Annotated in this window: 16 protein-coding genes; 9 read left to right on the top strand and 7 right to left on the bottom strand. The window is 68.1% G+C overall.

Annotation, left to right across the window (positions count from 1 at the left end):
• Nucleotides 1-9: 9 nt before the first annotated feature.
• The 5 genes from IEQ11_RS03895 to accC all read left to right on the top strand — a co-directional run bounded on the left by IEQ11_RS03895 (nucleotide 10) and on the right by accC (nucleotide 3,980).
• On the top strand, nucleotides 10-609 hold the full coding sequence (locus tag IEQ11_RS03895) for a TlpA family protein disulfide reductase (RefSeq protein ID WP_191821730.1): 600 nt from the start codon (nucleotides 10-12) through the stop codon (nucleotides 607-609).
• Nucleotides 610-1,132: 523 nt separating this feature from the next.
• The gene (aroQ, locus tag IEQ11_RS03890) at nucleotides 1,133-1,573 is read left to right on the top strand and encodes a type II 3-dehydroquinate dehydratase (RefSeq protein ID WP_036111361.1); all 441 of its coding nucleotides are present in this window, start codon (nucleotides 1,133-1,135) and stop codon (nucleotides 1,571-1,573) included.
• Between the two features lie 83 nt (nucleotides 1,574-1,656).
• The gene (accB, locus tag IEQ11_RS03885) at nucleotides 1,657-2,142 is read left to right on the top strand and encodes an acetyl-CoA carboxylase biotin carboxyl carrier protein (protein ID WP_191821731.1); all 486 of its coding nucleotides are present in this window, start codon (nucleotides 1,657-1,659) and stop codon (nucleotides 2,140-2,142) included.
• 25 nt (nucleotides 2,143-2,167) lie between these two features.
• Nucleotides 2,168-2,620: a four helix bundle protein gene (locus IEQ11_RS03880; protein ID WP_191821732.1), complete on the top strand. Its 453-nt coding sequence runs from the start codon at nucleotides 2,168-2,170 to the stop codon at nucleotides 2,618-2,620.
• Nucleotides 2,613-3,980: an acetyl-CoA carboxylase biotin carboxylase subunit gene (gene accC / locus IEQ11_RS03875; protein ID WP_036111370.1), complete on the top strand. Its 1,368-nt coding sequence runs from the start codon at nucleotides 2,613-2,615 to the stop codon at nucleotides 3,978-3,980. Before IEQ11_RS03880 ends, accC begins: the two co-directional genes overlap by 8 nt.
• Nucleotides 3,981-4,399: 419 nt before the next feature.
• On the opposite strand, the gene IEQ11_RS03870 is transcribed toward accC, so the two are convergent.
• The 3 genes from IEQ11_RS03870 to IEQ11_RS03860 all read right to left on the bottom strand — a co-directional run bounded on the left by IEQ11_RS03870 (nucleotide 4,400) and on the right by IEQ11_RS03860 (nucleotide 7,241).
• Nucleotides 4,400-4,870 (bottom strand): hypothetical protein, encoded by a 471-nt coding sequence (locus IEQ11_RS03870; RefSeq protein WP_310980286.1) that lies wholly within the window; start codon nucleotides 4,868-4,870, stop codon nucleotides 4,400-4,402.
• Nucleotides 4,867-5,886, bottom strand: coding sequence for a hypothetical protein (locus IEQ11_RS03865; RefSeq protein WP_228464589.1), 1,020 nt, complete (start codon nucleotides 5,884-5,886; stop codon nucleotides 4,867-4,869). Before IEQ11_RS03865 ends, IEQ11_RS03870 begins: the two co-directional genes overlap by 4 nt.
• 278 nt (nucleotides 5,887-6,164) lie before the next feature.
• Nucleotides 6,165-7,241, bottom strand: coding sequence for a hypothetical protein (locus IEQ11_RS03860; protein ID WP_191821733.1), 1,077 nt, complete (start codon nucleotides 7,239-7,241; stop codon nucleotides 6,165-6,167).
• Between the two features lie 90 nt (nucleotides 7,242-7,331).
• On the opposite strand from IEQ11_RS03860, the gene prmA reads away from it, so the two are divergent.
• From prmA to IEQ11_RS03840, 4 genes are all read left to right on the top strand, one after another.
• The gene (gene prmA, locus IEQ11_RS03855; protein WP_191821734.1) at nucleotides 7,332-8,252 is read left to right on the top strand and encodes a 50S ribosomal protein L11 methyltransferase; all 921 of its coding nucleotides are present in this window, start codon (nucleotides 7,332-7,334) and stop codon (nucleotides 8,250-8,252) included.
• A gap of 27 nt (nucleotides 8,253-8,279) precedes the next feature.
• Nucleotides 8,280-9,368 carry a DUF3426 domain-containing protein gene (locus IEQ11_RS03850; protein ID WP_191821735.1) on the top strand — a complete coding sequence of 363 codons (1,089 nt, stop codon included), beginning with the start codon at nucleotides 8,280-8,282 and terminating at the stop codon, nucleotides 9,366-9,368.
• Nucleotides 9,369-9,489: 121 nt separating this feature from the next.
• Complete coding sequence (gene fis, locus IEQ11_RS03845) at nucleotides 9,490-9,762, top strand: DNA-binding transcriptional regulator Fis (RefSeq protein WP_036111375.1); 273 nt, start codon at nucleotides 9,490-9,492, stop codon at nucleotides 9,760-9,762.
• Between the two features lie 179 nt (nucleotides 9,763-9,941).
• The gene (locus IEQ11_RS03840; protein ID WP_191821736.1) at nucleotides 9,942-10,682 is read left to right on the top strand and encodes a hypothetical protein; all 741 of its coding nucleotides are present in this window, start codon (nucleotides 9,942-9,944) and stop codon (nucleotides 10,680-10,682) included.
• 206 nt (nucleotides 10,683-10,888) lie between these two features.
• Here the strand turns inward: IEQ11_RS03840 and IEQ11_RS03835 are convergent, their stop codons facing one another.
• The 4 genes from IEQ11_RS03835 to IEQ11_RS03820 all read right to left on the bottom strand — a co-directional run bounded on the left by IEQ11_RS03835 (nucleotide 10,889) and on the right by IEQ11_RS03820 (nucleotide 14,091).
• Nucleotides 10,889-11,326, bottom strand: a complete 438-nt coding sequence (locus IEQ11_RS03835) for a tetratricopeptide repeat protein (protein ID WP_191821737.1) — start codon at nucleotides 11,324-11,326, stop codon at nucleotides 10,889-10,891.
• 433 nt (nucleotides 11,327-11,759) lie between these two features.
• Nucleotides 11,760-12,719 (bottom strand): phosphatidate cytidylyltransferase, encoded by a 960-nt coding sequence (locus IEQ11_RS03830; RefSeq protein WP_046660082.1) that lies wholly within the window; start codon nucleotides 12,717-12,719, stop codon nucleotides 11,760-11,762.
• Nucleotides 12,716-13,396 (bottom strand): lysophospholipid acyltransferase family protein, encoded by a 681-nt coding sequence (locus IEQ11_RS03825; RefSeq protein ID WP_191821738.1) that lies wholly within the window; start codon nucleotides 13,394-13,396, stop codon nucleotides 12,716-12,718. The genes IEQ11_RS03830 and IEQ11_RS03825 overlap by 4 nt, the downstream gene beginning before the upstream one ends.
• Nucleotides 13,393-14,091 (bottom strand): CDP-alcohol phosphatidyltransferase family protein, encoded by a 699-nt coding sequence (locus tag IEQ11_RS03820; RefSeq protein ID WP_191821739.1) that lies wholly within the window; start codon nucleotides 14,089-14,091, stop codon nucleotides 13,393-13,395. Before IEQ11_RS03820 ends, IEQ11_RS03825 begins: the two co-directional genes overlap by 4 nt.
• Nucleotides 14,092-14,099 lie beyond the last annotated feature (8 nt).

Raw genomic sequence — 14,099 nt, 5'->3', positions numbered from 1 at the left:
ACAGCACCGATGGCCTGGTCGTCTACGCTCAAAATCGTGTTGATCGCGGTAGCCGCCGGCACCCTGGGCGTGCTCGCCGGGCAATTGGTCGGCGGCGGCGGCTGGCTGATGCGCACCGAACTGGGCCAGCGCGTGCTGCAGGACCAGATGGCGCGTGAAGCGCCCAAGCCGCCGGCCGATCTGGTCGTCGCCAGCCGCGGCGCGGCGATGCCGCCGCTGCAACTGCCGGGCCTGGACGGCAAGCCGATGCAGTTGCCGCAGGCCTTCGCCGGCCGGCCGATCCTGATCAATCTGTGGGCCAGCTGGTGCGGCCCGTGCATCAAGGAAATGCCCGAACTCAACCGTTACGCGCAGTCGCAGGGCGCCACCGGCACCCAGGTGGTCGGCATCGCCCTGGACAATGCCGAAGACGTCGCCGCGTTCCTGCAGCGCGTGCCGGTCGGCTACCCGATCCTGCTCGACCGACCCGGCCCGCGCGACGCCGGCATCCAGCTCGGCAACCCCAAGGGCGTGCTGCCCTACACCGTGCTGATCGGCGCCGACGGCAAGCTGCTCAAGCAACGGATCGGGCCGTTCGAGGCTGGTGAACTCGACGGCTGGGTGGATTGACCGCGGCGCGACGAGGTGCCCGCTGCGGCGGATCGCGTCATGCCGCCGCCACCTGCGCACCAGCGCACAGTTCCAAGCCGCGACCGCGTTCAGCCAACCGCGCAGCCCTTCATCACAACCCCGACGATCCATCGGACCCGTGGTCCGACGCGCAGCGGATGCGTGACGGCACCGGCTTTCCCCAGCGGCTCCGACAGGCGAGGATCGACCACTCCAAGGCCACGCCAGGTCGCCGGCCGCGTAGCCAAGAGTTCGCAGGACTGTCGGGCCTGGTTCATCCTGCGAACGCAGACCCGGTCACCGCCAGCCCTGAACGATGCAACGCGAAGTTGCTATCGTCCGGCTACAGGCGCCGAGCTGCGCTTAAAAACGCGACAAGACCGTCCCGCGGCCGCATTTCTAGAGCCGCCACTCAAACAACCGCTTAAATCGCGACAACTTCGCCGATTTGGCGGCCAACTTCTGGACAGCTGAGCGGCCATCGCGCAAACTGCCGCCCTTTGAAGGCAACCGCGCGGTCCCGATGGCCAAGCTCCTGGTCCTGCACGGCCCCAACCTCAACCTGCTCGGCACCCGCGAGCCGGAGGTCTACGGCCGCACCACCCTGGCGCAGATCGACGCCGATCTGGGCGAGCGCGCGCAGGCGGCCGGCCACGCCCTGGAGAGCCTGCAGTCCAACGCCGAGCACGTCCTGGTCGACCGCATCCAGGCCGCCCGCGGCGACGGCACCGCGCTGATCCTGATCAACCCGGCCGCCTTCACCCACACCAGCGTGGCGATCCGCGACGCCCTGGCGGCGGTGGCGATCCCTTTTATCGAGATCCACCTGTCCAACCCGCACACCCGCGAAGACTTCCGCCGCCACAGCTATTTCAGCGATCTGGCCCTCGGCGTGGTCTGCGGCTTCGGCGCCGACAGTTACCGCTACGCACTCGAAGCCGCAATCAAGCGCCTGGCACGCTAGCGAGCGGCCACCGCCCTACCCGTATCCGTCCGGGCCGCGTCCGCGCGACCTGCAAACCAAGCTCCACATCAGAGGCCCGCTCCATGGACCTGCGCAAAATCAAGAAACTGATCGATCTGCTCGAGGAATCCAACCTCGCCGAGATCGAGATCAAGGAAGGCGAAGAATCCGTCCGCCTGGCCCGCACGCCCAAGGGCGGCTATGCGATGCCCCAGCCGCAGCCGATGTACGCGCCGGCGCCGGAACAGCGTCCGACGGCTCAGGCCATGCCGATGAGCTCGCCGACCGAAGCGGCCACCGGCGGCAGCGCCAAGCCCGCCAGCGACCTGCCCGACGGCCACGTCGTGCGCGCGCCGATGGTCGGCACCTTCTACTCCTCGCCCGCGCCGGACAAGCCGCCGTTCGTCGCGGTCGGCCAGTCGGTCAAGGCCGGCGACACCCTGGCGGTGATCGAGGCGATGAAGATGTTCAACCCGATCGAAGCCGACGTGTCCGGCACCGTGCTCAAGATCATGGCCGAGAGCGGCCAGCCGATCGAATTCGATCAGCCGCTGTTCGTGATCGGCTGATTGCCGATCACGACGGGAATCGGGAATGGGGAATCGGGAATCGTCAAAGCGGCCCCACGAGGGCTTGGAGGTCTGGCGCGATGCCATGGATCTCGTCGTGGCGATTTATCGGTTCTCTGTCTCGTTTCCCGAAGCCGAACGATTCGGACTGACCGCCCAGATGCGCAAAGCCGCCGCGAGCGTGCCGTCGAACATCGCCGAGGGCGCCGCGCGGCGCTCGACCCGGGAGTACCTGCGCTTTCTCTCGATCGCGCGCGGCTCGCTGGCCGAGCTGGACACCCAGCAACAAATCGCCGTGCGCCTGGGATTCACCGAACCGTCTTCGCCGCTCAACGACCTCATCGATCGAGTGTTCGCGAAGCTGACGGGCCTGATGAACGTACTCGAGAAGCGCGACGAATCATCCAGAGCCCGCAACCCCGCTCTTCCGACTCCCGATTCCCAATTCCCCATTCCCGACCGGCCACCTCATGCTTGATAAAGTCGTAATCGCCAACCGCGGCGAAATCGCGCTGCGCATCCTGCGCGCGTGCCACGCGCTCGGCATCCGCACGGTCGCGGTGCATTCCACCGTCGACCGCAACCTCAAGCACGTGGCCATGGCCGACGAATCGGTCTGCATCGGGCCGGCGCCGTCGTCCGACAGCTACCTCAACATGGCCTCGATCATCGCCGCGGCTGAAGTCACCGACGCCCAGGCGATCCATCCGGGCTACGGCTTTCTCAGCGAGAACGCCGACTTCGCCGAGCGCGTGGAGCAATCGGGCTTCATCTTCATCGGTCCGCGCGCCGAGACCATCCGCCTGATGGGCGACAAGGTCGAGGCGATCCGCGCGATGAAGGAAGCCGGCGTGCCCTGCGTACCCGGCAGCGGCGGTCCGCTCGGCGACGACAACGCCGCCAACATCAAGATCGCGCGCGAGATCGGCTACCCGATCATCGTCAAGGCCGCCGGCGGCGGCGGCGGTCGCGGCATGCGCGTGGTGCACACCGAAGCGCATCTCAACGCCGCGATCCAGACCACCAAGTCCGAAGCCAAGGCCGCGTTCGGCAACGACATGGTGTACATGGAGAAATTCCTGGAAAACCCGCGCCACGTGGAGATCCAGGTGCTCGCCGACGGCCAGGGCAACGCGATCCATCTGGGCGAACGCGACTGCTCGATGCAGCGCCGCCACCAGAAAGTCGTCGAGGAAGCGCCGGCGCCGGGCATCACCGTCGAACAGCGCGCGGAAATCGGCAAGGTCTGCGTCGAGGCCTGCATCCGCATCGGCTATCGCGGCGCGGGCACGTTCGAGTTCCTGTACGAGAACGGCCGCTTCTACTTCATCGAAATGAACACCCGCATCCAGGTCGAACATCCGGTCACCGAGTTGGTCACCGGCATCGATCTGGTGCGCGAGCAGCTGATGATCGCCGCCGGCCGCAAGCTGTCGATCAAGCAAAGCGACATCGTGCTCGACGGCCACGCGATCGAGTGCCGCATCAACGCCGAAGACCCGGAAACCTTCATGCCCTGCCCGGGCCTGATCCAGCACTTCCACGCCCCGGGCGGTCCCGGCGTGCGCGTCGACAGCCATATCTACGAAGGCTATCGCGTGCCGCCGAACTACGACTCGATGATCGGCAAGCTGATCGTGCACGGCCCCGACCGCGACACCGCGATCGCGCGCATGCGCGTGGCCTTGAGCGAAATGGTCGTCGACGGCATCAAGACCAACATCCCGCTGCAGCAGCGCATCCTGTCCGATGCCGGCTTCCAGCAGGGCGGCATGAACATCCACTACCTGGAAAAGCGGCTCAAGGAGCAGAAGGAGAAGACGATCTCGATCGTCTGAGACCTTGTGCCGACGATCTCGATCGTCTGAGTTCCGCCGCAACAACACGAAGGCCCGCGTCGACCACGCAGGCCTTCGTCGTTTCAACAACGCACGAATACCGCTTCATGCAGGAGCGGCGCAAGCCGCGACCGCGAAACCTCAACCCCCGGCGAACGTCCGATGCCAAAGCATGCTCCGGGAACCCCCGCGGACGACCAACACACCTGGCAACCGCGCCGCATGCACCGGCGCCTCGCAATGAACCGCAGGCATCGCCGGCCACAAAAAAACCCACGTCGTCGACGCGGGTTTTGACTGATTCAACCACTCGGCCGCGCAGCGACCTTCCACGCGACGCCCGCGCTACACGCGACCCGCGCGCGCACCGCCGCCGCGCAGCGCCCACCGGCGCACGCACGACAGCCGCGCGCCCCGCCTCAACGCAAGGTGGGCTCGACCCACGCCGCCATCTCCAGCACGTCGGCTTCGGTCAGCTCGGCCGCGCCGGGCACGTTGCGGTGCGCGGTCGTGGCCGTCTTGCCCTTGGCCTTGCCCGGCGCCGGCACCTGGGTGCCCGGAATCGGCTGGATGCCGCCGGTGGACGAGGCGCTGACGACCATCACGTACTCGCTCGAACCGTCCGGCCACATCACCTTGAAGGTGCTGCCCGGCGGCAAGGTCGAGAACGGCGCGCCGCTGCGCGCTCGATAGACCGCCGCGATCTGCGCCGCGCTCAACGAGCGCTGTTCGGCCTTGGAGTCCACCGAGGTCACCGCCACCTGCGACAGGTCGCGATACTCCTCGCCGAACACGTCGATCATCACCCCGGCCGCGCCGACCGAGTAAGCGCTCAACAACAGCGCCCAGAAGCCGATCTTGGCCGTTTTCATGAAGTGCTCGCGTTTCATTGCACCATCCTCTTTTCGCCAGTCAGCGAATCGACCATTTCTTCAACCACTTGTGCCCCCTGACGCGGGATCGCCGCGTCGTATACGAACCCGGCGAAATCCTGCTCGGGGTCCTGCGAACAAATGCCGCCGTTGGCGCAATAGGAGGTCATCAACGACCCCTTCGCGCTGCAATCCTGGCCGAGCCTGCACGCGGCCAATTGCCACGCCAGTTCGGCGAACTGGGTACCGGCCGCGCGGGTGAACCCCGCGCTGCGACCGCTGGACGCGATGCCCATGCCCGGCGACAGCGCCGAATACGCTTCCGGGTCTTTCGACCGCACGACCCGTTCGACCAGGTCGTTGCGGTATTCCTCGGTCTTCTCCAACGGCTTGCCGGCCGCGAGCAGCGAGGCTTCGGCGGGCAGGCTGCCGCTCTTGGCCGCCTCCACGCGCTTGACCAGGATCATCGAGAAACTCAGCTCGTCCTCGGGTACGAAGCGCGCGCAGCGCGAACTCACCCGGCTGCGCGCGGCGACCATCGCCGCCGAGGTGCGCAATTTCATCGCCTCGATCGCGCGGGTGTCGTTGCCGTAATCGACCGGCGCGTTGGCGTAATTCGCGCAGTAGTCGTAGACCCGGGTCAGCAGCCAGATCGCCTCGGGCTCGCCGGCATCGGCGCGCGAACGCAGCGATTGCGCGAACGAGTACAGATCGCGCGCCTGCTCGAACTGCTGACGCAACGGCGATTGCGCGATGCCCTGCGGCGCGCGCCGCGGGCCGGCGACCGGAATCGAATCGTCGCGGCCGACATCGCGGGCGCGCGCCGACGAAGGCGTCGGCGCGGCGTGGACGCGCGCGTCGGCCGTGGACTCGACGCCGGCGCCCTCGTCGGGACCGCGCCGGCTGGCATAGACGAACGCGCCGGCCAGCAAGGTCAGGCCGAGGATCGCGACCAGCGAACGCCCGCCCACGCGCCAGACCGCACGCGGCCCGCGCGGATCTTGCTTGTAGCCGGACGTGTAGGTATCGGACATCAAGTGCGTGACTCGCGACCCGGGTTGGCGTAGCCATGGCGCGAGCGACCGGCGCGATGCCGATCGTCCGCGTCGCGGACGCGATGCCCGCCCCGTCGGACCGGTCGCGAGGACCTGTCCGGCGCCGGCGGCGCATCGTTAAGGCGTCGATGATAAGTCAAGCGCCGCGTAGATGCCCACGGCCACTCGAACCGTGACTTCAATCACCATTCGCGATGCCCGGCACTCGACCCGCCCAGGCACGGGCCGGGACCGATGCCCGACCACCTGAACAGGGCTCAGTCGGCCTTCGGCGCGGCGCAGCGCACGCTGTAACCGGCCACCCGGGGCCAGTTGGCCTCGGCCTGGTCGACGCCGGGCGGCACGTACTCGCCCGCGCTGGTCAGCTGCAGCGCGTCGCCGGCGGCGTTGCGATAGTGGTAATTGCAGTAGCCCATGCCGGTGCCCGAGCAGCCTTCGACCTCGGGAAAGCCGAGCTTGCGCAGAGCGTCGCGCATGCCGTCCTCGCCTTCGTCGGCGTCGGGATCGGACTGGCGGCCCTGCCAGCCCTGGGCGAGCAGGCGCTCGCGCGCGGCCGGCAGCGCCATCGCCTCGAGCCGCGGCAATTTCGCGCGCTGACCGCAGTAGCTGTCGATCGCCGGCAGCGCAGCCAGCTCCAGGCCGCCGTCCGCGCCGACCACGAGGCGCGCGAGCTGGCTGCCGTTCCAGTCGCCGAGCCGCAGTTCGGCATCGGCGCCGTCGCGTCGGGCCAACTGGCTCGGTTCGGCCGAAGGAGCGGGCACGCCGTCCTCCAGCGACTGCAGGCCGGCATCGGAATCCTCCTTGCCCGCATGGCTGTCGACCACCTGCGCGACCGGCCGGCCGTCGCGGAACAGCAGCACCTGTCCGTCCGGGAACACGCAACCCATGCCGGCCAGATGGGTGCCGACCCGGGCCACGCCGACCGCGCGGTAACCGGCCCAGTCGCGCTCGCCGAATACGGTCCAGCCGGCGGCATCGGCGGCGCGCGCCTCGGCCGAGACCGGCGCCTGCGCGCAATCGCCCGATGCTTCGCCACTGTCGGCCGTGGCCTTGGGCAGCGGCGGCAGCGCGTCGATCAGGCGCAGGCGCAGGCTGCCGACCTCGCCCTTGACCGTCAGCGCCTTGGCGGCCGGCGGCGTGGCGGCGGGCGTCGTCGCGGGCGTTGGCGTCGCGGGTGCGGCCGGGGCGGGCGCCGCCGGAGTCGCCGCGCCTTCGCGATTGCAGGCCGACCCGCCCAGCGCGATCAGCGCCGCCACGGCCCAGGCCAGCGGCCGCGGCGACGGCACAACACGCCCGGCGGCGGCGAACGAACGGCGAATCGGCGTGGATTCCATGGCGCATTGCTCCTTGAATGTGCGCGCACGCTATCTGATCGCCGCGAAACGGGTCAATAATGGCCGCCGCTTTCATCCGCCGCCCGCTCGATGCCCTTTCTTGAACTGACCCTGCGCTGCAGCGAAGCCGAACAACCGCGCTACGAAGCCGCGCTGGACGACGTCGGCGCGCTCGCGGTGACCATGCTCGACGCCGATGCCGACACCAGCAACGAGCACGCCATCCTCGAACCGGGCGTCGGCGAAATCCCGCTGTGGCAGTCGATGGTGCTCAGCGCGCTGTTCCCGCACGACGCCGACGCGCTGGTGCTGCTGGCCGCGCTGGAGTCGTTCGACCCGGGCCTGGAATGGACCCAGGTGCGTTTCCGTCAGGTCGAGGACCAGGACTGGGAACGCGCGTGGATGGACCAGTACGTGCCGCTGCAGTTCGGCCGCCGCACCTGGATCGTGCCGTGGAATCACGACCTGCCCGACGGCGCCGACGCGGCCGACGCCGCGGTGGTGCGGCTGGACCCGGGCCTGGCGTTCGGTTCGGGCACCCATCCGACCACCGCGCTGTGCCTGGGCTGGCTCGACGGCCTCGCCGACGAAGGCGAACTCGACGGCCGGCGCGTGCTCGATTTCGGCTGCGGCTCGGGCATCCTCGCCCTGGCCGCGCTCAAGCTCGGCGCCGCGCATGCGGTCGGCGTCGACAACGACCCGCAGGCCTTGCTCGCCACCGACGACAACGCGCAGCGCAACGGCGTGGCCGAGCGCATCGAGGTGCATCTGCCGCAAGACGAACCGCTCGCGCAGTACCCGGTGGTGGTCGCCAACATCCTCGCCTCGGCCTTGATCGCGCTGGCCGACACCCTGGCCGCGCGGGTCGCGCCGGGCGGCCGCATCGCCTTGTCGGGCATCCTCGCCGGCCAGGAAGACGAGGTGCTCGCGCGTTACGCCGCCGACTTCGAACAATTGCGCGCCGACCGTCTCGAAGACTGGATGCGCGTCACAGGCATGCGTCGGCGCTGAGCGCGACGGCATGATGGAATAAGGCCAATGTTCGTCGCCTGCCCTCACTGCGGTTATCTGGTTGCGCTGGTCGTGGCTCAGGACGGTCCGACCCGGACCTGTCCGCGCTGCGCCGGCGCGCTGCAATCGCAGGGCGCGGCGAACGGCGGCGACGACACGGCGAATGCGGCGCAGACGTCGAACGAAGAAACGCACGCCGTCGCGGCGGAGAGCAAATCGATCGCGGCCGCAACGACTGTCGCCGCTACCGACATCGACGACATCGCCAGCGTGTTGCGCAAGAAGCCGCACAAGAGTCCTGTCGAGAGTCCCGCTGCGCCTTCGGCATCGACGCGCGCGATCGATGCTCCGGCCGCGGTCGAGGTCGGTAATCAAACCGCCGATTCCATTACCGATTCCGTTACCGATGCGAGCACCGACGCCGCGCCGGGCAGCGACATCGCCGCGGACGATATTGCGTCCACGCAACCGGCAACGCCGGCTGCCGCGTCGCCACCGGCCGACGCCGCGCTGACCCCGCTCAACGCCGCGGTGCCGATCGCGCGCAAGCGACCGGCCAAGCGCGCCGGCAAATCCGAAACCGCGGTGACCTCGGCCCGACGCGCGCCGAGCTTCGCCCGTCAGCACGCGCGCGCGGCCGCGGCGCCGGCGCGGCTGCATTGGAGCGGCCCGCTACTGATCGGCGTGTTGACGATCGCGCTGGTCCTGCAATTGCTGCTCGCGCAGCGCGACGAACTCGCCGCCGACGCGCGCTGGCGGCCGCTGCTCGCGCAACTGTGCGGCGTGCTCGCCTGCGAGATTCCGCCGTGGCACGAACCGACCGCGCTGACCATGCTCAACCGCAACGTGCTGCCGGTCGCAGACCGCGCCGGGGTATTGCGCGTCAATGCTAGCTTCCGCAACGACGCGCGCTGGGCGCAGCCGTGGCCGACGCTGGTGCTGAGCCTGGAGGACGTCGATGGCCGCCGGGTCGGCCAGCGCGCGTTCTCTCCTGAGGACTACCGCAAGGGGTATCGGGCGGAGGAACGGATCGCGCCGGGGCAAAGCGCCGCGGTGCAGTTCGACGTGCTCGAACCGGCCCCGCACGTGGTCGCGTTCACCTTCGATTTCCGTTGAAATTAACGCCGTCGCGTTGTCTGCCGCGACCCCGGCGCGCTAGACTCCCGATCCCGTCGTCACTGCGCGCAGTGCGCAATTGGCACATCCCGGCCGACGGAAACCTGCTACGGGGAAGCACTTGAACGCACTCAACGACCGCAACGAAGCCGCCCGCACCGGACCCCGGGTGCCGCTGCGCGATCATGTCGCGACTTCGATCCGTCGTTACCTGGGCGACCTCAACGGCAGCGGCACCGAAAACCTGTACGAAATCGCGCTGCGCGAACTGGAAATCCCGCTGTTCGCCGAAGTGCTGCAGCATTGCGACGGCAATCAGAGCCGCGCCGCGGCGATGCTGGGCATCCATCGCGCGACCCTGCGCAAGAAGCTGCGTGAGTACGGGCTGGAATAAGCGCCCGTCCGACTTCGCTGCCTGCGCCGAAGTCCACATCGTTTCCACCCAGGCACACGCCGCGACGCGCCGTTCGCTTTGCCGAACCCGCCTTGTTTCGCTGGCGGCGGCGCACCACGGCTCAGGTCATCGGTCGCATGCGATCATCGCCACGACTTCGTCCCGTGGAATGCCTGCCGATGCGCGATCTCACCCAGCCCGGTAGCGTGCTGCGCCCGTTTCCGGCGACCGAGGACGTGTTCGCGCCCGGCCAGGAAAACCTGGCCCGGCACCTGCACCCGCTGGTATCGATCGACCTGGCCGCGGTGCGGCCGCAATGGTCGGGCTGGCTGCATCTGCTCAGCCCGCTGGAGCCCTGCGATGGCCTGGTCGGTCAGTACACCGAAGACGAATTCCACGCACCGCTGCTGCGCAGCAACTGGATCGGTTTCGCGGTCGAAGACGGACGTTATCGCCTGCTCGGCGACCCGCGCTATTTCCTGCTCGAACGCAGCCTCGAACAGACACCCGCGGAGCTGCACGCCGAACGCGCCGAACTGGAGCGGCACTACGAAATCGAAAACCGCGCCTACCAGGCATCGCGCGATTACTACCGCGAGCACGGTCGGCTGGTACGGCTCAACCGGTTCGGCAACGGCCCGTCCAGAGACGCGACGCCGCAGCAACTGGTTACTCAGTTCGGTGGCGTCGCCGAGTCGGGCTACAACTGGGAAGAAACGGTGGAGTTCCCGCTTGAGCACGGCGTCGGCGCGGGCGACAACGGCGAGGACGCGGTGTGGCCGCTGAGTCCGAGCGGCCGTCGTTTCGAACACGTGGCCTCGGTGCCGGGTTGGCACTACCGGCATACCGGCGCGGACTTGATCGTGCTGTTCTACGAACCGGTCGAACAGCTGGCGTTGTTGACCTTCGATTGGAGTTGAGCGTGCGGGCTGCATCGCGCGGTTCGCTTGCCGGCTTTCGATCGCGCTGCGCGAATCGCTGATTCCGTTATTCGCCGAAGTGCTTCGGCATCGCGACGGCAACCACAGCTACGGCGATGCTCGGCATTCATCGCGCGAGTCCGCGCAAGAAGCTGCGCGAGTCCGAGTCGGAATAAGCGGCGCCGCTCGTCTCGGCCCGTCGGCGGTCACAGCTGCGCGCGGGTCGCCAGAAACGCCAGATACTTGGGATCGTCTTCGGCGAACAGGTCCGCGCCGCCGCCCTTGTAGGCACGCATCAATTCGTCGGCGGCCGCATCGTGCTCGCCGGCTTCCAGCAGCACCTGTCCCAGACGCAGATGGATGAAGGCATTGCCCGGCCCGCCCGGGCAGCGCAACGCGTATTCCAGCACCGGACGCGCGGACTTGAGGTCGCGCAGACGGAAATAGCAATCGCCGATCGCGGTGAGGATCCAGGTCGACGCTTCCCAATCTTTCTTCGGTTCGGGCACCCATTCCCAGGCGTCGTTGAAGCGGGTCACCGCGGCGTCGAAGCGCTTCTCGGCGACCAACGCGTTGCCCGCCTCGCACAGCCGGCTCAGGCGTTCGTAGACGGCGTCGTCCATTTGTAGTGGGGGTGAGGTCATTGGGGGCTCTGCGGGGTGCTGTTGGGTGGGTGTAACGCCGGAGGAACGGTCCGCGTTTCTGGCTCGGGCGGGCAGCTAGCGTACGACGGGTTTGCGATTATCGCGTTGCGGTCCGTGGCGTGATGTGCGCGGGTTTCGGATTGGTCGGGCGTGTAGCTGGACCTGCGCGCAGTGCGCGCGTACGGCGTTTCTTTCGACTTCGCGCTGCCATCCATGGCGCAACTGGCGCGGGCTTCGGATTGCCCGGCCCGGCCATCCTTGGCCGGTCGTGTAGGCGGACCTGCTCGCGTGCGTGGTGCGCGCGTACGGCGCTTCTTTCCAGAACGCGTTGCCATCCATGGCGAGACATGCGCGGGCTTCGGATTGCCCGGCCCGGCCATCCTTGGCCGGTCGTCTAGCCGGACCTGCGCGCAGTGCGCGCAGAGCGGTCCGGCTAGACCCACCAATACCTAATCAAATGGAAGAAGACGGGGGCGGCGAAACACACCGAGTCCAGACGGTCCAGCACGCCGCCGTGGCCTTCGATCATGTGGCCCCAATCCTTGATTCCGCGATCGCGCTTGATCGCCGACATCACCAGGCCGCCGTAGAAGCCCATCAGGTTGATGACCAGCGCCAGCGCGGCCGCCTGCAACGGCGTGAACGGCGTGATCCACCACAGCGCCGCGCCCAGCGCGGTCGCCGAAGCGACGCCGCCGACGAAGCCTTCGACGGTTTTCGACGGCGACAGCTTCGGCGCGATCAAGCGCTTGCCGCACAGCTTGCCCCAGACGTACTGCAACACGTCCGAGGACTGCACCACGATCACCAGGAACGCGATCAGCAGCAGATTGCGTCCTTCGTACCCAGGAATATGCAGATTGATCAGCGCCGGCACATGGGAAATGCTGAACACGCAGATCATCAGCCCCCACTGCACCTTGGCCGTGCGTTCCAGATAACGCGTGGTGTCGCCGCCGATGGTCGACAGGATCGGCAACAGCAGGAACGCGTAGACAGGGATCAGCAAGGTGTACAGCCCGTACCAGTCGATATAGACCAGCCAGTACTGCAACGGCAGCGCCAGGTAGAACGCCGCGAGCAAGGCGTAGTAATCGCTGCGCCGGGTCGGGGTCAGCGTTATGAACTCGCGCAGCGCGAACAGCGAGACGATCGCGAACAACACGATCATGCCGACCCGGCCGATCGCGAACGCGAGCCCGACCACGATCGCCATCACCCACCAGGCGCGAATGCGCGCGACCAGATTGGCCACGACTTGGCTGGGCGCATCGCGGGTCTTCCAGCGCAGCCATTCGGCGATGACGGTCGCGATCACCAACACGCAGGCCACGCCGGCGAACAGCAGCACCGAGTGCGGCCATTCGCGCACGAAACCGATCAAATCGTTCATTCCGCCGCTCCGTGGCCGGGGTTCGCGCCGCCCGTCGTACCGTTGCCCGCGGCATGGCCCGAGCCGTGCTCGGACAAGGCCAGCAAGGCGTTGCGCGCGCGATCGAGAAACGCCTGCTTGTCTTCGTCGGCATGCAGGCGCAAGGTCTCGCCGAAGGTCGCGGTACACAGCAACGGCAGCGGCAAGACCTTGCCCTTGGGCATGACCCGGGCGAGGTTGTCGATCCATACCGGCACGAATTCGAGCTCCGGACGGCAATGCGCGAGGTGATACAGCCCGCTCTTGAACGGCAGCAGCGGCTCGTCGCCCTGGTTGCGCGTGCCCTCGGGGAACAGGATCAGCGAACTGCCGCCGTCGACCGCGTCGCACAAGGTATCGATGGCGTCGCGCTTGCGCTGGGCCGGGTCGCGTTCGATCAACACGCCGTTGAAGACTTCGCGGATCAGATAGCGACGCAAGGCATCGCGCTGCCAGTAATCGGCGCCGGCCACCGGCCGCACCTGACGCCGCAATGCCGGCGGCAAGGCCGACCAGATCATGACGAAATCGCCGTGACTGACGTGGTTGCCGTAGTACACGCGGTGATCCGACGACGGCGAGCAGCGCCACAGCGCGCGCGCGCCGGTCAGCGCGCGGATCGCGCCGCTGAAGCTGCTGGCGAGCAAGTTCGAAATCATCTGGCCTCCAATTCGCGCACGATCGAACGCAGGCGCAAGCCGATGGTCACGGCCGCGCCGAGCGCGACCGCGGCCAGGGCGGCGGCGAGCAAGGCCTCGACCCACTGGGTCCATCCCAACGCCAGACCGATCGCCGACAGCAGCGCGGCCAGACTCATCGCGATCATGCGCATGCGCCGCGACATCGGGCCCTGCGCATGTTCGCGCAAGCCGCAGGCCAAGCCGAGCACGCGCACGTAAGCGGTACCGACCGACAGCAGCGACGCGGCCCAGCCCAAGTCGCTGGCCCAGCTCAGCCACGGCGCCAGGCCGTAGCCGACGCCGAGAAAAATCAGCGTGTCGGCGAGCCGATCGGGCGCATCGCTATAGACCTCGCCGGCCTTGCCGACCATGCCGCCGCGACGCGCGAGCAGGCCGTCGAGCCGATTGCACAGCATCCGCCCTTGCAGGCAAACGGCCGCGAACAACAGCAGCACCACGCCGGCCAGCGGCGGATCGCGCAGGGCGAAGAAGAACGACAGCCCGGCCAATGCGGCCAGACCGATGGCGAACAAAGAAATGCCATTGGGCGTGGCACCGCGCGAACGCAGCCGCGCGGCCAGGCGTATGCGCCAGTCGGGCCGCGCCGGTTCGCCCGGCGCGGTCGGCAACGGCGCGACGTCATCGGACGGCCGGGGATCGTGGGGGTCGCTCATGCTGTCGC

Origin of the sequence: Lysobacter capsici (assembly GCF_014779555.2) — a bacterium.
In the GTDB taxonomy this organism is placed as follows: Bacteria; Pseudomonadota; Gammaproteobacteria; order Xanthomonadales; family Xanthomonadaceae; genus Lysobacter; species Lysobacter capsici.
This window is presented reverse-complemented; position numbering and strand designations above follow the sequence as displayed.